This is a genomic window from Nocardioides insulae DSM 17944 (genome assembly GCF_000422825.1).
In the GTDB taxonomy this organism is placed as follows: Bacteria; Actinomycetota; Actinomycetes; order Propionibacteriales; family Nocardioidaceae; genus Nocardioides; species Nocardioides insulae.
Genome location: NZ_KE383929.1, coordinates 160,275 through 182,819, shown reverse-complemented (window position 1 = coordinate 182,819; position 22,545 = coordinate 160,275). Strand labels below are relative to the sequence as shown.

The 22,545-nt window shown below is 70.1% G+C and carries 20 protein-coding genes and 2 pseudogenes; 8 read left to right on the top strand and 14 right to left on the bottom strand.

The window, feature by feature from the left end:
* Positions 1-48: 48 nt before the first annotated feature.
* From G515_RS0115460 to G515_RS21790, 3 genes are all read right to left on the bottom strand, one after another.
* Positions 49-1,272 (bottom strand): amidohydrolase, encoded by a 1,224-nt coding sequence (locus tag G515_RS0115460; protein ID WP_028660867.1) that lies wholly within the window; start codon positions 1,270-1,272, stop codon positions 49-51.
* A 143-nt stretch (positions 1,273-1,415) separates the two neighbouring features.
* Complete coding sequence (locus G515_RS0115455; RefSeq protein WP_028660866.1) at positions 1,416-1,610, bottom strand: hypothetical protein; 195 nt, start codon at positions 1,608-1,610, stop codon at positions 1,416-1,418.
* A gap of 34 nt (positions 1,611-1,644) precedes the next feature.
* Positions 1,645-2,943 (bottom strand): CynX/NimT family MFS transporter, encoded by a 1,299-nt coding sequence (locus tag G515_RS21790; protein WP_051218465.1) that lies wholly within the window; start codon positions 2,941-2,943, stop codon positions 1,645-1,647.
* 101 nt (positions 2,944-3,044) lie between these two features.
* On the opposite strand from G515_RS21790, the gene G515_RS0115445 reads away from it, so the two are divergent.
* From G515_RS0115445 to G515_RS0115405, 8 genes are all read left to right on the top strand, one after another.
* On the top strand, positions 3,045-3,488 hold the full coding sequence (locus G515_RS0115445; protein WP_028660865.1) for a helix-turn-helix transcriptional regulator: 444 nt from the start codon (positions 3,045-3,047) through the stop codon (positions 3,486-3,488).
* Positions 3,489-3,498: 10 nt separating this feature from the next.
* Entirely contained in the window at positions 3,499-3,909 is a 411-nt protein-coding gene (locus G515_RS0115440) for a VOC family protein (protein ID WP_028660864.1), read from the top strand.
* A gap of 189 nt (positions 3,910-4,098) precedes the next feature.
* Positions 4,099-6,459 (top strand): ATP-binding cassette domain-containing protein, encoded by a 2,361-nt coding sequence (locus tag G515_RS0115430; protein ID WP_028660862.1) that lies wholly within the window; start codon positions 4,099-4,101, stop codon positions 6,457-6,459.
* A 170-nt stretch (positions 6,460-6,629) separates the two neighbouring features.
* Positions 6,630-7,571 (top strand): hypothetical protein, encoded by a 942-nt coding sequence (locus G515_RS0115425; protein ID WP_157571140.1) that lies wholly within the window; start codon positions 6,630-6,632, stop codon positions 7,569-7,571.
* A gap of 124 nt (positions 7,572-7,695) precedes the next feature.
* Positions 7,696-7,992 (top strand): DUF1905 domain-containing protein, encoded by a 297-nt coding sequence (locus tag G515_RS0115420; protein WP_245565431.1) that lies wholly within the window; start codon positions 7,696-7,698, stop codon positions 7,990-7,992.
* A 132-nt stretch (positions 7,993-8,124) separates the two neighbouring features.
* Positions 8,125-8,751 carry a DUF1801 domain-containing protein gene (locus tag G515_RS23840; RefSeq protein WP_084653641.1) on the top strand — a complete coding sequence of 209 codons (627 nt, stop codon included), beginning with the start codon at positions 8,125-8,127 and terminating at the stop codon, positions 8,749-8,751.
* 326 nt (positions 8,752-9,077) lie between these two features.
* Entirely contained in the window at positions 9,078-11,219 is a 2,142-nt protein-coding gene (locus tag G515_RS21780; RefSeq protein WP_051218464.1) for an MMPL family transporter, read from the top strand.
* A 57-nt stretch (positions 11,220-11,276) separates the two neighbouring features.
* Positions 11,277-12,041, top strand: coding sequence for a hemerythrin domain-containing protein (locus tag G515_RS0115405; RefSeq protein ID WP_028660859.1), 765 nt, complete (start codon positions 11,277-11,279; stop codon positions 12,039-12,041).
* A gap of 112 nt (positions 12,042-12,153) precedes the next feature.
* Here the strand turns inward: G515_RS0115405 and G515_RS0115400 are convergent, their stop codons facing one another.
* The 11 genes and pseudogenes from G515_RS0115400 to G515_RS21775 form a co-directional block, all read right to left on the bottom strand.
* Positions 12,154-15,516, bottom strand: a complete 3,363-nt coding sequence (locus tag G515_RS0115400; RefSeq protein WP_028660858.1) for an ATP-binding protein — start codon at positions 15,514-15,516, stop codon at positions 12,154-12,156.
* 192 nt (positions 15,517-15,708) lie between these two features.
* A complete protein-coding gene (locus G515_RS0115395; protein ID WP_028660857.1) occupies positions 15,709-15,894 on the bottom strand; it encodes a CsbD family protein in 186 nt (61 codons plus the stop codon).
* Between the two features lie 192 nt (positions 15,895-16,086).
* Positions 16,087-16,473, bottom strand: a complete 387-nt coding sequence (locus tag G515_RS0115390) for a VOC family protein (RefSeq protein WP_028660856.1) — start codon at positions 16,471-16,473, stop codon at positions 16,087-16,089.
* Between the two features lie 15 nt (positions 16,474-16,488).
* Positions 16,489-17,079, bottom strand: a complete 591-nt coding sequence (locus G515_RS0115385) for a hypothetical protein (protein ID WP_028660855.1) — start codon at positions 17,077-17,079, stop codon at positions 16,489-16,491.
* 157 nt (positions 17,080-17,236) lie between these two features.
* Positions 17,237-18,274, bottom strand: a complete 1,038-nt coding sequence (locus G515_RS0115380) for a DUF4331 family protein (protein ID WP_036555877.1) — start codon at positions 18,272-18,274, stop codon at positions 17,237-17,239.
* A 415-nt stretch (positions 18,275-18,689) separates the two neighbouring features.
* Positions 18,690-19,028 (bottom strand): annotated as a pseudogene (locus G515_RS0115375) (AI-2E family transporter); the annotation flags it as partial.
* A 211-nt stretch (positions 19,029-19,239) separates the two neighbouring features.
* A pseudogene (locus G515_RS24015) lies at positions 19,240-19,641 on the bottom strand (hypothetical protein); the annotation flags it as partial.
* A 12-nt stretch (positions 19,642-19,653) separates the two neighbouring features.
* A complete protein-coding gene (locus G515_RS23360; RefSeq protein ID WP_157571137.1) occupies positions 19,654-19,797 on the bottom strand; it encodes a hypothetical protein in 144 nt (47 codons plus the stop codon).
* A gap of 132 nt (positions 19,798-19,929) precedes the next feature.
* Complete coding sequence (locus tag G515_RS0115355) at positions 19,930-20,877, bottom strand: DUF1214 domain-containing protein (RefSeq protein WP_028660851.1); 948 nt, start codon at positions 20,875-20,877, stop codon at positions 19,930-19,932.
* A gap of 56 nt (positions 20,878-20,933) precedes the next feature.
* A complete protein-coding gene (locus G515_RS0115350) occupies positions 20,934-21,788 on the bottom strand; it encodes a bile acid:sodium symporter family protein (protein WP_028660850.1) in 855 nt (284 codons plus the stop codon).
* A 199-nt stretch (positions 21,789-21,987) separates the two neighbouring features.
* Positions 21,988-22,455: a 2'-5' RNA ligase family protein gene (locus tag G515_RS21775; protein WP_169570656.1), complete on the bottom strand. Its 468-nt coding sequence runs from the start codon at positions 22,453-22,455 to the stop codon at positions 21,988-21,990.
* Positions 22,456-22,545: the final 90 nt, after the last annotated feature.

Sequence of the window (22,545 nt, the reverse complement as noted above, 5' to 3'; positions counted from 1 at the left end):
GGCCGGATCCTCCCAGTCGGCTCCCGGGGACGCATCCGGGTTCTGGTCTCACTCCTCCGGGGCGAGATAGGCGAGACCAGCGACGACGATCGCCTCGACGCCGGTGGTCAGCGTCGGATGCGGCACCGGGGCGAAGAACGGCGAGTGGTTGGGAACCCGCTCGGCGTCCTCGGTGAAGCCGCCCAACAGCCAGTAGGTGTACGGGGTGCCGAAGGCGTCCGGGATCCGGCTGAAGTCCTCGCTCCCGCTCAGCCGATTGGGCGCCATCACCCGGTCCTCGCCGAAATGGCGGCGGAAGGCCGTCGTCACGAGGTCGGTGACCTCGGCGTCGTTGTCGGTCAGCGGGAACTGGTCGTAGTACTCGAACTCCGGCGGCTCGGGGGAGCGGGCCGCCTCGCACTCCGCGTGCACGATCCGCTCGATCGAACTGAGCAGCCGCGAGCGCACCTTCTTCGAGTAGGCCCGGGTGTTGATCCGCAACGTCGCGAAGGCGGGAATGATGTTGCTCTTCGTACCGGCGTTGAGCGCGCCGACCGTGACCACGCCGAAGTCGTCGGGCGCGAGCTCGCGCGAGACGATGGCCTGGAGTCGCTGCACGACGTTGGCAGCCAGGAGCACCGGGTCGACGCTCAGCTGGGGCATCGAACCGTGGGAGCCGGTGCCGTGGAGGGTGACCTTGATGCTGTCGGCGGCGGACATCGCCGGGCCCGCCAGGGTGCCGACCCGGCCCGCGGGCGCGGGCATCACGTGCTGGCCGAGGGCGACGTCGGGGCGCGGGATCTTCCCGACGAGTCCGTCCTCGACCATCGCCGCGGCGCCTGCCGCGGTCTCCTCCGCCGGCTGGAACAGGGCGATGAACGTGCCCCGCCAGGTGTCCTCGGGGGCCTCGGCCAGGAGCCGGGCGGCGCCCAGCAGCGCGGTGATGTGGACGTCGTGACCGCAGGCATGCATCACGCCGACGGTGTCGCCGTCGGGATCGGTGCTGGTCGCCGTGGAGGCGTAGTCGAGCCCGGTCCGCTCGACCACCGGGAGCCCATCGATGTCGGCCCGCATCAGCACCGTCGGTCCCTGCCCGCGCGCCAGGACGCCGACCACGCCGCCGCCGATGTCGTGCACCTCGTAGCCGAAGCCGCCCAACTGGTCGCGGATGACACCGGCGGTGCGGGTCTCCGCCGAGCTCAACTCCGGGTGGCGGTGGAAGTCGACGTAGAGGTCCTCGAGCCAGCCCCGGTGGGCCTCCAGGTCGGCGAGCACAGTGGCGATCGCGGTCATGGCATCCTCCGGTCTCGACGGGCGGAGCGGCCCATGTCGCCCCTCCCACATCCTGCCGCATGACCGCGGCCGCCGTGCGGAGGGAGTCCAGCCGATCCGGCCGGCGAGGGCGGTCGGGGCGACGGCCCACCGGCCGTGGCCGGTCAGCGCCGGGCGCTCTGCACCACGGTGAAGCCGAGTGCGACCCCGAGGCCGGCGATCAGGGACCCGAGGAAGGACCAGGAGCCGCTGGTGGCCGACGAGTCGCCGAGGTAGCCCATGCCGGTCAGGGCCAGCCACCCCCCGAACAGCAGCATCAGGACGGCGACGACCAGGCCGAGGACGTGACGGGCTCGCATGCCGCGAAACCTACGCGGAGGCGGGTGCGGACGCCTACTCGGCCGGGGCGGGGACCGCGGCCGGACGGAGCACGTGCCGATCCTTGCTGGCGGCCACCCCGGCGACCAACTGAGCCACCAACAGCACGCCCAGACCCACGATCGGCAGCGTCCATGACCCGGTAGCGGTGTGCAGGGCTCCCACGGTGACCGGGCCGAGCGCGGCGATCAGGTAGCCCACCCCCTGGGCAAGGGTCGAGAGGTGTCCGGTGTGGTGGATGTCGGGGGAGCGCCACACGATGTAGGTCAGCGCCAGGCTGAGCGAGGCACCCTGGCCCAGACCGAGGAAGACCATCCACAGGTACGGCGCCTGCGCGGGCGCCGCCAGCATGCCGGCGTACGCACCCGAGGTGCAGGCGACCGCGACGGCGACCGGCATCCAGAGCGGACGGATCCGCCGGGCCAGACCGGGTGTGATCGAGGAGGCCACGATCCCGGGGAAGGCCGAGAAGGAGAGCATCCAGCCGGCCTGTGCCGCGGACATCCCTGCGTCCCGGAACATGGTCGGCACCCAGGTGAGCATCGTGTAGAAACTCAGGCTCTGCAGGCCCATCAGGAGCGTGACCGAGACCGCGACCCGGTCGGTCAGCAACCGCCGGAAGGTCGGCTCCCCGAACTCCGCGTCGTCAGCGACCGGGGAGCGGCGCGGAGCGGGGCCGCGGCGGAGCTGGGGCAGCCACACCACGAGAGCGAGCAGCGCGGGCACGGCCCAGACGGCGAGGGCGAGCCTCCAGTCCCCGTCGGTCGCGTGCGAGAGCGGCACGCTGAGCCCCGAGGCCATGGCAGCGCCGAGACCGAGGATCATGCTGTAGAGCCCCATCATCAGGCCGGCATGGGCAGCGAAGTCCTGCTTGATCGCGGCCGGCATGGCGACGTTGCCCACCGCGATCGCGGCCCCCACGATCACGGTGCCCCCGAACAGGGCTGCCATGCTGGGGTGCAGCCGCAGCAGGATCCCGCCGGCGAGCACGAGCATCGCGGCCCCCAACAGACGGTGCAGGCCGATCGATCGGGTGAGGATCGGGGTGAGGAAGGCGAACACCCCGAAGGCCAGCACCGGGATCGTCGTGAGCAGGCTCGCCACCGAGGAGGACAGCGAGAGGTCCGCCCGGATCTCGTCGAGCAGCGGCCCGACCGAGGCCACTCCCATCCGCAGGTTGAGGCCGATGAGCAGCAGCCCCGTGGCGAGCAGCAGGACCAGGGTCCGCCGCTGCCCGGAGCCCCCGGTGGCCGGGTCAGATGCGGCGTCGGGGGCGGAGTCGGGGGCGGCCGCGGAGCCGGGGGGCGTGGTCAACGATCTCCTTCGTCGGGATTCTCGGGGCAGGCGCAGGCTACCCCGCGAAGATCGGGGCGATCCGCGCCCGGGTGGGGGAGCGGCACGTAGCATCGGGGTTCATGACCAGCAGCGGTGCGCCGGCGGCCCGGGTCGATGATCTGCGTCGGCTGCGCCGCATCCGGGACCGCATCGACCGGGAGTACGCCCAGCCGCTCGACGTGGAGGCGCTCGCCCGCGCCGAGCACATCTCCTCGGGCCACCTCAGCCGCCAGTTCCGGGCGGCGTACGGCGAGTCGCCGTACTCCTACCTGATGACGCGCCGCATCGAGCGGGCGATGACCCTGCTGCGGCGGGGCGAGCTCAGCGTCACGGAGGTCTGCTTCGCGGTCGGCTGTTCCTCGCTGGGCACCTTCAGCACCCGCTTCACCGAGTTGGTCGGGCTCTCACCCAGCGCCTACCGGAGGGAGGCGGCGACCTCCACCGACGGGCTCCCTCCGTGCGTGGCCAAACGGGTCACCAGACCGATCAGGAATCGAGAAGCGAGCGGGTCGGCCCCGCACTAGCGTGAACGGCATGGACATCACCATCAACGCAAGCTTCCTGCCGCACACCGACGCCGAGGCCTCGCTGGCCTTCTACCGGGACGGCCTCGGCTTCGAGGTCCGCAAGGACGTCGGCTACGAGAACATGCGCTGGATCACCGTCGGCCCGGCGGACCAGCCCGACACCAACATCGTGCTCTACCCCCCGACCGCCGACCCCGGCATCACCGAGGAGGAGGGTCGCACCATCACCGAGATGATGGCCAAGGGCACCTTCGCCAGCATCATGCTGGCCAGCAAGGACGTCGACGCCGTCTTCGACCGGGTGCAGGCCACCGGAGCCGAGGTCATGCAGGAACCGACCGACCAGGACTGGGGCTCTCGGGACTGTGCCTTCCGGGACCCCGCGGGCAACACGGTCCGCATCCAGCAGGTGTCCTGAGACCACCATGTGCTGGCAGACCACGGCCGCCGCGTACGGCGTACGGGTCCGGGAGGACACCACCGTCGAGGGAGCGCCGGAGCCGGCGGACACCGATCCGACATACTGCGGCAAGCCGGTCGACCACCCCGGCCGGACAGAGTCCCTGCAGACCGCCCTGGCGGTCCAGCACCGACGGATGGAGACACGATGAGCACGGCCCCGCACTCCGCTGCCGACGCCCACGACCTGATCCAGGTCACCGGTGCCCGGGAGAACAACCTCAAGGATGTCTCGGTCGAGATCCCCAAGCGACGGCTCAGCGTCTTCACCGGGGTCTCGGGTTCGGGCAAGAGCTCGCTGGTCTTCGGCACCATCGCAGCGGAGTCCCGGCGTCTGATCGACGAGACCTACTCCACCTTCGTCCAGGGCTTCATGCCGAACCTGCCGCGGCCCGAGGTCGACGCGATGACCGGCCTCACGACGGCCATCCTCGTCGACCAGGAACGGCTGGGGGCGAACCCGCGCTCGACCCTCGGCACGGTCACCGACGGGAACGCGATGCTGCGCCAGCTCTTCTCCCGGCTCGGGGAGCCCCATATCGGTGGGCCAACGGCGTTCTCCTTCAACATCCCGACCACGAAGGTCGGGGGCGTGTCGATCACCGAGTCCGGCAAGAAGAACGTGGTCAAACAGCAGATCTACCTGGGCGGCATGTGCCCCGCGTGCGAGGGGCGAGGCACCGTCTCGGATCTCGATCTCGCGGTGATCGTGGATGAGTCGAAGTCGCTCAACGAAGGCGCGATCCTGGTTCCGGGCTACAAGGCCGACGGCTGGATGGTGAAGGGTTTCGCCGAGACCGGGCTGCTCGACGGGGACAAACCGGTCAAGGACTACACCGACGCCGAGCGCCACGACTTCCTCCATCGCGAGAAGGGCAAGCTCAAGGCGCTCGGGATGAACATGACCTACCAGGGCCTCATTCCGAAGCTACGCGAGTCGATCTTCAGCAAGGACCCTGAGCAACTGCAGCCACACATCAAGGCCTTCGTCGAGCGCGCGGCCGTCTTCAAGCCCTGCACGACGTGCGAGGGAACCCGCCTCAACAACTCCGCCCGCTCGTCGAAGATCGAGGGCGTCGACATCGGCGAGGCGTGCGCGATGCAGCTCACCGACCTGGCCGGATGGGTGCGCGACATCGACCACCCCGGTGTCGCACCACTGCTCGGCAGTCTCCTGCATCTGCTGGAGTCGATGATCGACATCGGGCTCGGCTACCTATCCTTCGACCGTCCCTCCAGCACGCTCTCCGGAGGAGAGGCCCAGCGCACCAAGATGGTGCGCCATCTCGGTTCGGCGCTCACCGACGTCACCTACGTCTTCGATGAGCCGACCATCGGGCTGCACCCGCACGACATCGAGCGGATGAACAGCCTGCTGCTCGAACTGCGCGACAAGGGCAACACCGTGCTGGTCGTCGAGCACAAGCCCGAGACCATCGCGATCGCGGACCACGTGGTCGACATGGGTCCGGGCGCCGGCACCGAGGGGGGCGAGGTCGTCTTCGAGGGCACCGTCGAGCAGTTGCGGGAGAGCGGCACGCGGACCGGGCAGCACCTCTCCTACCGGGCCAAGCTCAAGGAGTCGGTGCGCTCACGCTCCGGAGTGCTCGAGATCCGCGGCGCCGACGAGCACAACCTGCGCGAGGTCGACGTCGACCTACCGCTGGGGGTCCTCACCGTCGTCACCGGGGTGGCCGGCTCCGGCAAGAGTTCGCTGATCCACGGGTCGGTCTCGGGCCGGGAGGGTGTCGTCACGGTGGACCAGGGGGCGATCAAGGGGTCGCGCCGCAGCAATCCGGCGACGTACACCGGGCTGCTCGAGCCGATCCGGAAGGCGTTCGCGAAGGCGAACGACGTCAAGCCGGCCCTGTTCAGTGCCAACTCCGAGGGCGCCTGTCCCTCCTGCAAGGGCGCCGGCGTGATCGTGACCGAGCTCGGCTTCATGGACACCGTGTCGACCCCGTGCGAGGACTGTGGGGGCAAGCGCTTCCAGGCGGCGGTGCTAGAGCTGCGGCTCGGTGAGCTCAACATCGCCGAGGTGCTGGATCTGCCGGTCGCCGAGGCGCACGAGTTCTTCGCCTCCGGTCCGGCCAAGACCCCGGCCGCGGCCTCGATCCTCGCCCGGCTCGAGGACGTCGGTCTCGGTTACCTCCGCCTGGGTCAGCCGCTGAACACGCTCTCCGGTGGCGAGCGGCAGCGGGTCAAGCTGGCGATGCACATGAAGGAGAAGGGCGGCATCTACGTCCTCGACGAGCCCACCACCGGGCTGCACCTCGCCGATGTGGACAACCTCCTCGGACTACTGGACCGCCTGGTCGACTCCGGCAAGACGGTGATCGTGATCGAGCACCACCAAGCCGTGATGGCCCACGCCGACTGGATCGTCGACCTCGGCCCGGGCGCCGGCCACGACGGTGGCCGAGTGGTGTTCGAGGGCACCCCCGCCGACCTGGTGGCCGACGGCTCCACCCTGACCGGCCGGCACCTCGCCGAGTACGTCGGGGGCTGACCGCCTGTTCGGGGGAGCGGCTGAGCGAGGCCCGGGCGAGGGGTGGGCGAGGGGTGGGCGAGGCGGCGTACCGCCTCGGGCCGAGGGTCTCGCCCGCCCCCGCCGGCAGCACGGTGCCCAAGGCGGCCCGAGCGGAGTAGTGTGAGGCGATCCTCACGCAGGGGTGCAGCATGGGCACACGCGCAATGTTCGGAAGTTATCGGGTCGCCGCAGAGACGGTCGTGGTCGTCGCCGTGATCGTCGGCATCCGGGCCATCCTGTGGAGTCTCGGCGTGACCGGGATGGAAGCCACCCCGCTTGCCTCCAGCATCATCGGTGGCGGCGTGTTCGTGATGGGGCTCGTGGTGGCCGGCACCCTGTCCGACTACCGCGACGCCGAACGTGCCCCCACCGACATCGCCGGCGGGCTCTACGCGATCCTCCGCGAGGCCGAGGGCATGCACCGGGTCTGGGGAGCGCCGGACCTCGACCGACTGCGCGAGCGGCTGGTCAGCGTGGTGGCCACCCTGCGCGCCGACATCAACGCCGGGAACACCCGCGAGTGCCAGGAGGCCGTGGAGGAGATCTCGACCGTGCTGGGGGAGTTGGACGAGTCGGAGGTGCCGGCCAACTACATCGTCCGGCTGCGCGCCGAGCAGGCCGGCATCCGCAAGGCGGTGCTTCGGATGTACCACATCCAGCGCGAGGAGTTCCTGCCCTCCGCGAAGGCGATGATCATGAGCCTGGTCGTGATCATCATGGCGATGCTCCTCTTCACCGACATGGGCGGGATGGTGGAGTCGCTGGTGACGCTGGCCTTCTTGTCGTTCTTCTTCATCTACCTGCTGCGCCTGCTCAATGTGATCGACCAGCCCTTCAAGGTCGGCTCGGAGCGCACCGACGACGACGTCAGCCTCTTCCTGCTCACCGAGTTCGTGCTGCACGCGCAGGGGCCGGGCAAGGTCGCCGCCGAAGACATCGCCGCCGCTGCCGAGCAGGTGGAGGAGCAACTGCTGGAGGCCGAGAACGTGGCCGATGCCGCCGACGACGACGTCGCCGAGGCAGTGATGGACGAGCTCACCGCTCCGATCGAGGACCTGCCCCGTTCGGAGGGCTCGAGCCGCTCCGATTAGCCCGCTCCGATCAGCCGGGCAACCGTGCGTGCGGCGGATCGGGTCGGCACACCCGGGGAGTCGGCCCGCTGCGAGGAACCCATGAGTGCGACAGGGAGCCCGGCGGAGGCGCGATACTCGCTGGATGAGCGAGATGGACTTCAGGTTCGCGGGCGGCGTGATCGAGTGGCGCGGTCCGGCGCCCTTCTACTTCGTCGCCATCCCCGAGGAGGAGAGCGAGGACATCAAGTTCGCGGCCAAGGGGATGGAGTACTGGGGGCAGGTGCCGGTCGTGGCGCTGATCGGTGAGACCGAGTTCACGACCGCGTTGTTCCCCAAGGACGGGCGGTACCTGCTCCCGGTCAAGGACGTCGTACGCCGCGCCGAGCAGGTCCAGGTGGACGAGGTCGTGACCGTCGCACTGCGCGTGGGACGCCGGTAGCCACCGTCTCTCCCTCACGCGCATGCTCGGCTGGACATCGACCGCTCAGGGGACGACTCCGGTGTCTGGGTCAGGATCACCGCCCGGTCCGATTTCGGGCTCCTGCCGGGCACCTCGCCGTAGGGTGTGGGCATGACCGATCGTGGCCCCGTGTTCGACGGCGTGAAGATCGGCCGGCCGGCGACCGGGGCGCTCATCGACGCCGGCTACCGCACTCTCACCGACCTGCCCGCCGACCTCCGCGACCTGTTGGCGCTGCACGGGGTCGGCCCCAGCGCCATCACGCGGTTGACCGAGGCCCGCGCGCGGGAGTCCGGACCCGACTCCGCACCGGCTCCCGATCCGGGGGCTGACCGCAAGACACGACCCACCGACACCGCGGCCGAGGCAGCGCTCGCGGGCGTCGGAGATCCGCGCCGGCGTACGGACGCAGAGGCCGTGCTCGCGATGATGCGCGAGGTGACCGGAGCGGAGCCGGTGGTGTGGGGGTCGAGCATCATCGGCTTCGGCCAGCAGCCGTACACCACCGCCGACGGCAAGGAACGGGAATGGTTCGCGGTCGGCCTGGCCGCGAGGAAGACCGCGCTGACGCTCTACGGGCTCACCTACTACGGCTCGCACACCGGGATCCTCGAGCGCCTCGGCCCGCACACGACCGGCAAGGGCTGCCTGTACATCAAGCGGCTGGACGCGATCAACAGCGAGGTGCTGCGCGACCTCATCGCACGCTCCTGGTCCGAGAACCACCGTCCCGCCTGAGCCCGCCTGAGCCCGCCTGAAACTGCCGAGCCCCGGGATGCGCCGGGACCTACCGGGACCCACCGGGGCCTGCCGGGGCCCGCCGGGGCCTGCCGCGGCCTACCGGGGCCTGCCGGGGCCTGCCGGGGGCGGGGAGGCGCCTCCGCCCCCGCGATCGTCCCGGCCGACCTCCCGACCCGGCAAACCGCACCCGGTCTACCGCGGACGTGACACCCGTGGGACGACGTAGCCGAGGACTCAAGTCGCACTCCAGTCGGACTCAAGTGTCGCTCGAGCGACCCGGGTGACGGTGGCTCCACCGATCCACCGAACCCACGGAGTCCGAGATGAACACGCTTCACCGAGTCGGCGCGGCCTGCGCCGCCCACCCCTGGCGCACGTTGGCCGGCTGGCTGCTGGTCCTACTCACCCTCGGCGGCCTCAGCACGGTCGCGGGAGGCGACCTCCGCGAGGACTGGGATGTCCCCGGCACCCGCGCCCAAGCGGGGGTCGACACGCTTCGCGAACACTTCCCCGACGCGGGTGGGGCCGCGGCGCAGGTCGTGCTCCACGACGATGCGCCGCTCGACGCAGCGGTGGTCGACGACGTCGTCACCGAACTGAGCCAGACGCAGCACATCGCCGGGGTCACGCCGCGGATCTCCGAGGACGGCGACACGGCGCTGCTCCAGGTCCGGTACGCCGTCGACGTCACCCATCCTGAGGTCCTGGGGAACACCGAGCCGCTCACCGCAGCCGCGGAACCCGCCCAGGAGGCCGGCTACCAGGTCGAACTCGGCGGCGAGGTCCCCGGAAGCGCCGGGGAGTTCGACGGCCGTGGCGAGCTGATCGGCGTCGGCATCGCGTTGCTGCTGATGGTCCTGGCGTTCGGCTCGGTCGTCGCGGCCGGACTGCCGATCGCCACCGCGCTGGGCGGGCTGCTCGCCGGCTCGTCCGGGGTGATGCTGCTGGCCGGGCTGACCGACGTGTCACCGACGGCCCCCACGGTGGCCACGATGGTCGGTCTGGGCGTCGGCATCGACTACGCCCTTCTCATCCTCACCCGGCACGTCGCTCGTCTGCGCGCCGGTGACACCCCGCGGGAAGCGGCCGCGAGGGCCACCGCGATCGCCGGTCGGTCGGTCGTCGGTGCCGGCCTCACCGTGTTGGTCTCCCTGTTGGGCCTGCGGCTGGCCGGACTGCCGACCTTCAGCGCCTTCGGCTTCGCCACCGCGCTGGCCGTGATCGGCGTGATGGCGGCTTCCCTGACCCTGGTCCCGGCCCTGTGCGCCCTGGCCGGCCACCGGCTGCTGCCGCGCCGGGTCCGCCGCGAGCGGAAGGCCGGTGGGGTGCCCATCACGGAGACGGACCTCGCGGAGGCGCGGGAGCCGCTCGCCGGCCGGTGGGCCCGGGTCGTCGCCCGGCGGCCCATCGCCTGGGGCACCCTCGCCCTGGTCATCCTGGTCGGGCTCGGCGCACCCGCCCTGGGCATGCACACCTGGCCGCAGGACGGGGGGAGTGACCCGCAGGGCAGCACCACCCGCGAGGCCTACGACCTGGTCAGCACCGAGTTCGGCGAGGGGACCAACGGTCCGATCACGCTGGTGGCCGACCTCGATGAGCTCTCGGGGGAGGAGGTGGCGGCGCTGCACGCCGAGGTCGACGCGCTGCCCGAGGTCGCCCTCTCCGGGCCCGCCGTCACCTCACCCGATGGTGCGGTCGCGGTATGGGACATCGAGCCGACCACGGCACCGATCGCGGAGGAGACCGCAACCTTCCTGGACGAATTGCGCGCCCACGTACTTCCGGACGGGGTGGAGGCCACCGGCTACACGCCGATCCTCGGCGACATCTCCGACATACTGGCCGAGCGGCTCTGGATCGTCGTCGGCTTCGTGGTCGCGATGTCGGTGATCCTGCTGATGATCCTGTTCCGCTCGGTCGTCGTCCCGATCAAGGCGGCGGTGATGAACCTGCTCTCCATCGCCGCGGCGTACGGCGTACTCGTGCTCGTCTTCCAGCACGGGTACGGCGCCGGACTGCTCGGCCTCGACCACGCCATCCCCGTGTCCAGTTGGGTGCCGATCCTGCTGTTCGCGGTGCTCTTCGGACTCTCGATGGACTACGAGGTCTTCCTGCTCTCGGCGATCCGCGACGACTGGCTCGACACGGGCGACGCGCGCGGCAGCGTCGTGCGCGGCCTGGCCTCCACCGGCCGGGTGATCTCGGTGGCCGCCGCGATCATGGTCGCCGTGTTCCTGGGCTTCGCCACCGAGCCGGGCGTGGTGGTGAAGATGATCGGCGTCGGCCTCGCAGTCGCGGTCGCCCTCGACGCCACGGTGGTCCGGATGATCCTGGTGCCGGCCACCATGACGCTGCTCGGCCGCTGGAACTGGTGGTTCCCGGGACGTGGTTTCGCCCACCCGGCGCCCTGCGCGACCGCTCCCGACGACGACACCGACACCGATCGTACGTCGGTCTCGGTCTGACCCACCGTGACGCACCACTCAGCACGACCCGTGACCACACCGAGGAGGAGAACCGAAATGAGCGCGACCGAAGCTTCCAAGCAGACCACCACCGAGGACCCCGAACCGCTGCTGCTCGCCGGCCAGGCGGCAGCACCACCAGGACCGGTCGACATGACCATGATGTACGTGATGCACCACGCCTTCCGGCGCGAACTGCACCGTTTCGCCGCCGCGGCCGAGCACACTCCGGCGGGGGACACCGCGACCTGGGCCGCCCTCGCTGACCGGTGGGCCTTCTTCGGCGAGGTCCTGCACGGCCATCACACCGGTGAGGACGCCGGGATCTGGCCCTACCTCCTGGAGCGGGCGGATCAGAAGGAGCGGGCGACCTTGGAGGCGATGGAGGCCGAACACGAACGGATTGATCCGCTGCTGGACATCTGCAGCAAGCGGTTCGCCGTCCTCGCCGATATCCACGCCGAGCCCCGGCACCGCGAGGAGACCCGGGCCGCACTTGCGGTGCGGTTGGCCGAGACCCGTGAGGTGCTCGGGCAGCATCTGGCCCACGAGGAGGCGGAGGCGCTGGTGATCCTCCAACGCCACATGTCGCCCGCGGACTGGGAGCGACTCGAGGCCGAGCACTTCCATGGGCAGCACTCGATCGGGTTCATGCTCTTCGTGGTGCCGTGGATCGCGGACGGGCTGCCGGGGGAGGCCCTCAACCGTGCCTTCGGGCTGGCCGGTCAGGCGATGCGGGTCGTGTGGTGGGTGGGCCTGCCCCGCTACCGCCGGGCGACGAAGCGGGCGCTGCGCTACCTGCCGGCCGGAGCCAGGTCGTAGGGGAGCGCTGACCGGTCCGCGCGGCACGCGAGACCGGTGGGGCGCCGGCCGCGTTCGCCTCCGTCGAGGCGACCCGCCGAGCCGGCACTCGCCGGCCCCGATCGGCACTGCGCTAGAACCCATGGCGTTCCCGCAGATCGAGCAACCAACGCTCGACCTGCGGGATCCGCCATGCCCGGATGAGCTCGAGCGCGGCATCGGCGTGCTCGGTCGCGAGATCGGTCTCCCCGGTGGCCGCCGCGGCCAGCGCCAGGTAGGCGTCGACCGGTCCGTGGGCGGGTGCGGTACCCGAGATCACGCAGGTCCCGCCGTACGGCGCGAGCCGGGTGTAGGCGCGTGCGGCGAGGTCGGGGCGCCCCAGCCCGAGCCCGATCTCGGCTCCCAGCGCCCACAGGAAGGGTGAGAACCAGTTGTCGGTCTCCAGCTCCACGCCGTAGGTGTCCAGGATCAGCCGAGCGGCGTCCGGCTGACCCTTGCGCAGGGCCATCACCGCGGCGGCGCCGCCGACCGGGAGCTCGGATTCCGCCAGGTAGGCGACCACCTCTTCGGCCGGCGGCGCCTCGGCGTCGGGGTCCCACAGCGGCACGAACAGCGCGGCGCCCCGCACCGTGTCCACCTTGTGTGAGGTGGAGACCCGGTCGAAGCAGGCGATGAGGCGCCCGAAGGTGCCCTCGATCTCGGCTCTGTCACCGGACATCGCGGCCCAGCTGTGGGCCAGGGTGAGCACGACCATCTCCACGAAATAGAGCTTCTGCGTGCGGGCGACCTCGACCAACGCGTCGAGCTCCGCGCGGGCCGAGCCCACCTCGCCGAGCTCGCACAGGATCGAGGCCAGCAGGGCCCGGAGATTGGTTCGGGCGCGCTGGTCACCGTGGGCGACGGCGAGGGCCAGCGCCTCCTCGGTCCAGGCGCGGCGACGCGGAGCAGTGCTGCGGCGGCAGGTCGCGACCGCGGCTCCCATCAGCGCCTCGATCAGCAGCCGTGGGTCCTCGATCCGGCGCGCGGTCGCGATCGCCTCCTCGCAGAGCGCGTCGAGCTCCTGGCTCTGGGCGGCGTAGTACGACTCCGCCGCGAGCGCCAGCAGCAGCCGCGCACGCAGGGCGCTGTCGCGCGGTAGTGCCGGGAGGGTCCCGCGGATCACGGCGATCACGTCGTCGTTGTGCTCGTGGTAGGAGCGCGCCGGCCAGAGCGCATCGGACGTCGCGATGGTCGCGGCCCGCACCACGAGTTCCGGGTCGTCGAGCCCACCGGCGAGGATGACCGCCTCGTCGATCGCCGCATGCATCTCCAACCGGCGGGTGCTCCAGCGGCAGGCCTCGGCGTACCGGACCAGCAGGTCGTAGCGCTCCCGTGCGAGCCCCGCGTCGTCCTCGTCGTACAGGGCGAGGGCCGCCGCGTAGTGGTCGCGTGCCTCGTCGGCGGCATGCGCGCTCATCGCGCGGTCCCCGGCGTACGCCGCTGCCGTGCAGGCGCGACGCCGGTGTCGTCGCCCGGCGGCCGTCCAGTGGCGGGCGACCTCGGCGGCACGGCGATCGGCATCGGGGGCGGTCTCGACCAGGCCGGCGACCGTGGCATGCATCCGCTCGCGGCGAGAGGCCGCCAGCGCGCTGTAGGCCCCGTCCCGGACCAGCGCGTGTGCGAACCGATAGCGATCCCCACCCAGGTCCGCGATGAGGTCGCCCTCCAGGGCGGGCTCCAACATGTCCAGGGCCGCGTCCTCCTCCACCCGGATCGCCCCGGAGAGAAGGTCCAGCCCGAACTCCCGGCCGATGACCGCCGCGGCCGTCATCGCTTCGCGGGTCCGCTCAGGGAGCTGCGCGATCCTCCGGTCGACGACCGCTGCCACGGTCGGCGGCACCTGGTCCAGCACCGTCCGCGGGTCGGCCCGTTCGTCCCGTGCCAGACGGCCGTACTCGATCAGGAAGAACGGGTTGCCATCGGTCCGCTGGTGCAGGGCGGCGGCGAGCCCCGGATCGGTCTGGCCGGTCACCTCGGCGATCAGCTGAGCCGTCTGGTCGACCGAGAGCCCATCGACCTCGAGATGGGTGGCATGGCGGCGGGCGAGTGCCTCAGCGGCCTCCGCGAGCGGCCGGAGGTGCACTCTCGCACCCCGCCGCCAGGTGCACACGATCAGCAACCGGCCGACGTCGAGGTGCGCGGCGAGGTGGCGCAGCACCCGGAGCGTGGAGGTGTCCGCCCAATGCAGGTCCTCCAGGCCCAGCACCACCGTCCGGTCACGAGCGAGGTCGGCGAGGGTGCCACGGATCGACTCGGCCACCGCGAACCTGGCGGCATCGTGATCGGGCTCGGCGTCGTCGAGACCGGCGACCGAATCACCGAGTGCCTGCAGCCAGGGCCACAGCGGGGGAGCGTCCTCCTCCTGGGAGCACCGACCGACCAGCACCAGGGCGCCGCGCTGCTGGGCACGCAGGGCGAACTCGGCCCCGAGCCTGGTCTTCCCGGCCCCGGCGGCTCCACGGATGGTGACGAACTGCGGGCTTCCACCCTCGGCCGCGGCAAGCGCGGCCTCCAGTACGTCCAGCTGAGCCTCGCGGCCGACCATCGACCAGTGGGGGAGCACGATCGTGGTCTGGGCGGGCTCGCCCACCGCCTCCGGCCGCTCCCTCCGAACCGTTCCGGCCTGTCCGGCGTGTCCCGTCGGTCCGGCCGGTGATCGCCGCGGGCGCGGCACGGGGAGCTCCTGACGGAGGATCGTGGTCTGGAGCTCGTGGACGGCGTGAGAGGGCTCCAGCCCCAACTCCTCGTCGAGCACGGACCGGAGGCTGTCCAGTGCCGCGAGCGCGTCGGCCTGGCGACCCGAGCGGGCCAGTGCGATCGCGAGGAGTGCCCGGGGTCGCTCCCGGAGAGGTTCCTCGATGGTCAGCGCCTCCAGCTCCGCTGCCGCTTCGGCGTCCCGTCCAGCAGCGACCAGCAGGGTCGCACGATCCTCGCGGGCCAGCAGCCACAGCTCGCGCAGCCGGCTGCGCTCGGGTACGACGAGGTCGGAGTCGGGCAGGTCGGCGTACGGTTCTCCGCGCCACAGGGCCAGCACGGCGTCCAACCGTTCCTGCAGGAGCGCGACCTCGCTCGGGTCCTCGGCCACGGGGACCGCGGCCGCGGTGAGCGGCGCCATCGCGGCATGTACCTCCCGCACCGTGGTGGTGAACTCGGCGCCGTCGAGGTCGGCCCGGAGCCGGTAGCCGCCGTCGACACTGGCGAGGTACGACGAGGTGGCCCGCGGCTCCAGACCGGGCTCGAGCAGGCGGCGTACGGCCGAGACGTAGGTCTGCAGGGTGCCGGCGGCACTCGGAGGTGCACCGGCGCCCCACAGCGTTGCGATCAGGCTCTCACTCGACAGCGCGCGCCCGGACGCGAGCGCCAGCGCGGAGAGCAGTGCGCGGTGCTTGGCAGTCTGGATCTCGATCGACCGCCCGGCATCGCTGACGAGCGTCGGGCCGAGGACGCCGACCCACATAGCGGGAGCATAGGCGCCCGGACAGGGTCGGCGTCACCTCAATACAGGGGAGAGGCGCTGGCCCCTCACCGGGTGGATCCCCCGTGCCAGCGAGCTGGCGCCGCCGCGTGTCCGACCGGGTGCCGAGCGCTGGTCACGACGTAGGAGGCCGTCGCCCTGACTCGGGCGACGGCCTCGCGGAACGTCAGCGGATCACTTGGTCCACTTGTCGATCTTCTCCTCGACCTTGTCCTTCACCTGCTCGACCTTGTCCTTCGCGGACGCGCGTGCCTGGTCGGCCTTGCCCTCCGCCTTGAGCTCCTCGTTGTCCGTGGCGGCGCCGGTGGCTTCCTTCGCGCGCCCCTTGAGGTCTTCGGCCTTGTTGTCGAACTCACCCATGTCGGGCTCCCTTCGCTGGTGCCGGATCCGTCCTGGTGAGGTACCCGGAACGACCTCGGCGAAACGGGCGATCCGCGTGCGGCCCGATTCGGCACTACCCGTCGTACTGGGACGAACGTGGGGTGGCAACCACCGTGACCGACGACAGCCCGCGATGATGTCGATCAGACCCCGCGGCGAGTTCGCCGATGGCTAGGACGGCACGGCGTCGTCAAGGCAGAGCACATTGCCCTCACTGTCCTTGAACCACGCCGCATGTCCCAGCTCGCCCAGCCTCGCGACGTCGCCGTCCCAGCTCAGGCCGGGCATCTCGAAGTGCTCGAACTCGACGCCCTTGGCGAGCAGCCCGTCGACCACGCTGCGGACATCGGGCACGCTGAGCTGGGCCACGGTGTGCTCTGCCTTGCCGGCGTGCTCGGTCTCGTAGAGGTGGAAGGTGGTGCCGCCCGTGGTCCGGTACAGCAGGCCGCCGGGGTTCTCCTCGGCAGCGGTCAGGTCGAGCTTGTCGGCATAGAACCGACGGGCACGCTCGAGGTCGGCGGCGGGAATGTTCGCGATGACCTGAAGATCCTCGACCATCTCTCACTCACCGCCTCAGGCGCTCTCGAACCAGGGGTCGCGGAGGTCGAAGAAGGTCGCGCCCTGCATCGCGTACGCCAGCTCGCGTCGTACGTCGGCAGGTGGCTCGATCTTCTCGCCGGCACGCGCAGCCTCCTCGCTGGTGAACGCGATGGTCTCGGTGAAGGTGCCGTCCGGCTCGATCGCGAGAGTGCCACCCAGGATCTCCGGTCTCATCTCGTGCATCGTGGTGGTGTCGGCCATCATCGCCTTGAGCCGGCCGGCGTCCTCGACCCGCCCTCTGATGATCTGTACGAAGCCGGCGGCATCCGAACCGCCGTCCATCATCAGCGTCACGTCGTCGCAGTCGTGGAACTCCATCGGCCCATCCATCACCTCGGTGAACCGGGCGGCCCATCGGCCCTGCTCCGGGCGATCCGAGTTGGCCATCGCCGCCTCGCGCGATTCGAAGCGGACGACGGCGATCAACTGGTCATCGTCGGTGAACCCGTAGGTTCCTCCTAGCCAGCCCGACGCCCCCGGCGACAGCTCACGCCGCCACTCGTCGAGCAGTGCATGGGCCTCGTCCCGCCGGCTGCAGGCCCCCTGTACAACCTGAATGAACATGACTCTCTCCCTCGGCTCGTTGTGTCCAGGAACCAGTCGAGGCAGCGCACGGGCCCCGGCCGGAACCCACGACGAAATGCTACGCCGATCCGACCGCCCCGCCATCGCCGATATGAGCAGGGGAGTGCCCGAACCGGCGGCGGGGGGATTCTCCGGGTCACTCGGCCCCGACTGGGTCGGGGTAGGGGCGGCCGAAGTAGGGGAACTCCTCGAGGGTGTTCTCGGCGACGACCCGGATGCCGTTCTCGATCGAGGTGCCGGTCAGCAGGGAGAGCATCGCATCCATGACGTTGTCGGTCAGGGCCCGGCCGTTGAAGCGGTCGGTCTCGAACGCGGCGGGCGTGTCCAGCACATACGGCAGGCGGCTCGGCACCAGTCGACGGGCCTGCGCGTCGGCGTACGCCGCTGGGTCCTCCACCGCGCCGGCCAGGGAGGTGGCGTGGCGGATCGCGGAGCGGACCAGATCCAGGTGGCTCTCGGTCTCGGCGGCGGGATGGATCTGGTTGTGCTCCTCCTTGTCCGGGGCCTGCACGAGATAGATGTGCGTCATCAGCGGAAGTCCCCACCGTGAGACCTGCACCTCGGGGGCATGCCCGTAGAGCGAGACCGTTGCCCAGGCATGCACGGCGGTCCCCGCGGGGGCGATCGCCTCGACCGGCACCTCGAGCACGATGACGGTCACGTTCCGGTCGGCGAAGAAGTTCTCGGGATCCTGGAAGGCCTCCGGTGTGAACCGGCCGCTGCCAAGGTCGGTACGGAAGCGTTGCAGACCCTTGCGGTTCGCCGCGAACAGGTCTGGCGCCGGCCCCGCATACGCGCGCACCGAACCGGTGTAGGAAGCGGTCACGATCTCACCTGTGCGCCCGGATGCAACGACCTCGCCGTCGAGCCCGGACGGTCCCGGAGCGCTCGCGCGGATCACCTCGTAGCTCTGCACGTGGCTGCCGTCCGCACGGTGTTCCACGTCGCCGAAGCGGACCTTCCAGCTGACCTCTTCGTGCAGGTCGCCGTCGATGTCGAACCGGAAGACATACAGGCCTTCGCCGTGGAAGGTCTCAGGAGAGTTGACGCCCGCATCGGGGTTCACAGTCATCGCCATCGTCACGTACCCCGGACGCCCACGAAACAGGTAGACATCGCAGATGCCCAGACGCGGATCATCACGCGCGATCTCTGTGTCGAAATGGTGGGACATGGATTCCTCTCGAGGTCGACCCCTGGTGATCTCCCGACGCCTCCGATGATCGGTGGCCCTTCGACGGTCCCAGATCGCCGCTCGCGATGCACCCTGTCGAAGCAGCATTCCTCCGGGTCAACTCCGCGTGCTTGGTCGACCTGGGGGAGTGACGGGGAGTCCGTCTCGGTGATTCAGCAGGTGCCCGCAGCCCACTAGTGGAAAGCCTGCGTATCAAGACCCGGCGTATTGACCCCGCCCGGACCGGCGGTGCCGCCCGGGGAGCGCGCACCGGGGGAGCGCATCCGGACGGGCCCTGCGGGACCGCTGCAATGACGCCGGTGTCCTGACCTGCGTGCGTTCCGCACGCGGTTCCGCTTGCGGGGATTGGAGCGTTCAGGGGAGATCGTGCGGGTGAGGTGTGGTCGAGAGTTGATCAGCCGACGTCGGGCTGGGTCTTCTCATCCGGTTCGTTGCCAGGTCCGGTGGCTCGGGTGCGGTCGAAGAAGCCTGACTGTCTGAGCTCTCGAAGCAGGTCTGAGCCGATCGCGGCGGCAGGAGCACCGAGGATCAGCCCGACCAGTCCGGCGAGCAGGCCGCCGGCGACTGTCGCCAGCAGCACTACAACGGGATGGAGGTCGATGCTGTCACCGATGAATCGGGGCTCGAACAGGTTCTCGACCACCACGTTCATGACGACGACGACGGCCAGTGCCCACAGCGCGAGCGGGACACTCCCGGTGGATAACGCCATGACCACGGCGAACGCTCCGCCGCCGGAGGCGCCGAGTTAAGGGACGAAGGCGCCGATGAAATTGACGAGAGCGATCGTCGCCGCCAGGGGCACACCGAGCACCAGCATCGCGACCAGGACGAAAGCGCCCTGAACGGCCGCGAGGGCAGAGCGTCCACGGGCATGACCTCGGACGGTCGCGGCCGCCTGCGACAGGATGCGTTCTGTCTGGGCGGACGGGCGCGGAGATAGAGCGTCCACGGGCATGACCTCGGACGGACGCGGCCGCCTGCGACAGGATGCGTTCTGTCTGGGCGGACGGGCGCGGAGATCGCGACTGCACCAGATGGGCGAGCAGGTAGCGCCCGTCTTTGAGAAGGTAGTAGAGCAGTACCAAGCCAAGGATCGAGCCTGTGACCAGTCCGATCGCGGATCCGAAGAGCGCACCAACGTGGGTGTCGGCGCCCTTGAGGATCGAGGAGCCCACCGTGCTGAGATCCAGGTGGTCGTTCAGCCAGGCGAGCCCCGAGCCGTCGACGTGATCGCCGAGCTCGTCCCACGCGGGTTCGAGCGATTCCTGCAGTTCATCTGCGCGGTCGATGAGCCCAACCACGACGGCGCCGGCCGCGACGACGACGAGAGCCGTGGTGAGCACCGCACCCGGCCCTCACGGAATTCGGTGTCGCGCGAAGAAGTCGACAACCGGTGCGAACACCACGGCCGAGAAACCGGCGACCACCAACGGGACCACAAGTTCCTGCACCGCCGCAATCGCAGCGACGAGCAAGATGATTGCCAGTGCGAAGCCCACGAAGGACCACGACAGCCTGCCAACCCGCTCCATCTACAGCGGGACGGCCATGTCGTCAGCCCGAGATCGCGATCGCGGCCTGTCTCGACCGTCGTCCATCGCGCCTCCCGTCGGCCAGTATGGCGGTGCCGGTCAGCCGGCGTACTCGGTCACGTCGGGGAGGGTGTACTTCCGGGCCAGGACCTCGGCGCCGGGCTGGTAGGCGCGCATCAGGAAGTTCCAGCCTTCGCTGATGTCGAGGCGGTTGGGCTTGTCGCCCACGAGGTCGGCGGACCCGAAGTAGACGGTGAAGGTGCCGTCGTCGTTGAAGGTCGTCGTCTCGGGGGAGAGGGTCGCGTTCATGGAGTGGAAGAACGCGTCCTCGCCGTAGACGGCGATCGACCAGAACGCGTCGTTCGGCGGCACCTCGTACGTCGCGACGTACGCCTTGGTCGCGTCGCGGGGCCCGGTGTAGTTGATGTAGACCGCTTCCTGCTCGGGGAACAGGCCCCACGCGCCGGCAGCGGCGAGGTGGCGAGTCTCGTCGTTGGCGGCGCCTCGCCGATCCATCCAGTCCGCCGGGTACTGGGCGAAGGTGCGGAACTCCTGCTCGTACTCGGCCCGCAGCGCGAACATCGAGTCGAAGTCCCAGTCGGGTGCCGGGAACGGCTCGGCGCTGCCGGCCTCGATCTTGAACTGGTGGAGGATCTCGCTGACCAGCGCGATCTCGTCCTCGTCGTGCATGTCCTTGAGCTCGACGCGCGGCACCGCGCAGCAGTACCGGGTCGGGGAGCTGATCTCGTGCCACCCGGGCTCGTGGATCACATCGAGCACGTAGTGGTCGTTGTCGATCACGAACAGCGAGTGGTAGCGCCCGTCGGTCACCTCCGGCACGTACACACGGGCGCCGGCGCTGGTGTCGATCACACTGCCGCCGTACAGCGTGTCGCGGTTCATCCGCACCACCGGCTGCTCATCGGTGGGCACCGGCCGGGGGATCAGGTAGAAGGCGTTGACCCCGCCCGCGCGCTGCTGGAACAGCGCGAACCGGCCATCGACCTCGGCGCGGATGTAGGTCTCGGGCGTGACTGTCTGCGTCATGACAAGCTCCTCACGTAGGTGTCGTGATCGTAGCGACAAGGGCTCTGTCGAGTCGCTCAGGCGGTCGTCGTCTCGCCGTCGCTGCGGCGGCCGATCTCGGCGGCGAGCAGGATCAGTGCTATCGGGATCACCAGGGCCGCCACCAGCGTCAGTACGACGACATCGCCGTCGAGAGGCGCGGCGATGACTAGGGCAGCGGAGATGTTGCGCTGGGCGCCCGCGAGGCCGAGCACGGTGCGATCTCCCGTCGGACGACCGAAGCCCGAGAGCCAGCCTGCGGCGATCCCAGCGGCAAGTACGATGACAGTACCGACAAAGATCCAGGATCCGATCGATCCGAGGACGTCGCGCCACGTCACCAGCAGGCCGGCGACGACGCCGATGGCGAGTCCCGTAGTCGAGGCGTGGTTGAACCCGCCGACCACAGCCTCAGCGGCGGAGGCGTAGCGGGCGCGCGCCAGGAGGCCGGCGGCCAGAGGTAGGAGCATGAAGAGCAACAGCGACTGTGCGATGTCCCAGGTGGACACCTCGGCTCCTTCGACCGCCCGGGGCACCACGACCGGGGCGAACCCGACCGTGATCACCATGAGCAGGACCATGGTGCCGACCGCGAGGGCTGCGTCCCCGTGCGCGAGCTTCGCCAACGTCGGGATGAAGGGCGCGCCTGCGCAGCATCCCAGGAGGATCACGGCCGTGCCGGCCGCGTCGTCCATCGGCAGTCCGCGCGCGGCGAGCACCGCGACGGCCGGCACCAGCACGAAGTTGGCGACCAGCACGCCGACCACCAACCGGGTGTCACGCAGCGGCGTCAGGATCTGCGAGATCGTGAGGCTCAGGCCGAGACCGGCCATGCCCGCAACGACGAACGTCAGTATGCCGACCTGGGTCACGACGATCAGAACTGCTTGCACCTGTTGTCTCCTGATGCGCCGGAGGGACCGCTGCCTGCGGCCCAACGGTAGTGCACCCGCGCGCCGAGGCCCCCCAGCCCACGAGCGGGGCAGCGGGTCAGCCGCCTGCGATTGATTCATCTGATGCAATACACAGACTAATACCTGACATAATGTCGCTTATCGGCGATCGACCAGTGCGAGTGCACCTGCTGAGCGTTCAGTCGGCCAGCGCGAAGGATTCCGCTGCCTCCCACCGACCCGAGGGTTGCTCGACCAAGAGGGTCACCTCGCGAGTGATCGTCTGGATCGGCAGATGAGGTTGCACTTTCTGCTCCGCAACTCGCATCGCATCCCTCGGACCTCGATCACCGATCGTCAGGTGCGGCACGACGTCGTCGAACTCCCCCTCGTAGGGCGGGTAGTTCGGGAAGGCGTCGGCGACCAGTCCCGTCATTGATCTGAGGATCGTGTCCGCGTTTGAAGCGAGCCACAGCACGTCCTCGCCGAACCACCCGGTGCGCACGAACGAGTGCCGAAAGGACGGCACGGCTCGGAACAATCCGGCGAGACTGAGCAGGACTTCGTCGGTGAGCTCATCGGCGGGCATGAATGGAAACAGCACGGTCACATGGGCCGGGACGCCCAACTGTGCGACTGGATCCAGTTCACGCCGCAGCTCGCCCACTGCGGGCTCGGCTTCCCCGACGAGGACGACCAGAGCACTTCGACTGACAACCACATCGGCACAGTACGGCCCGGAGCGTCAGCCGGGTGA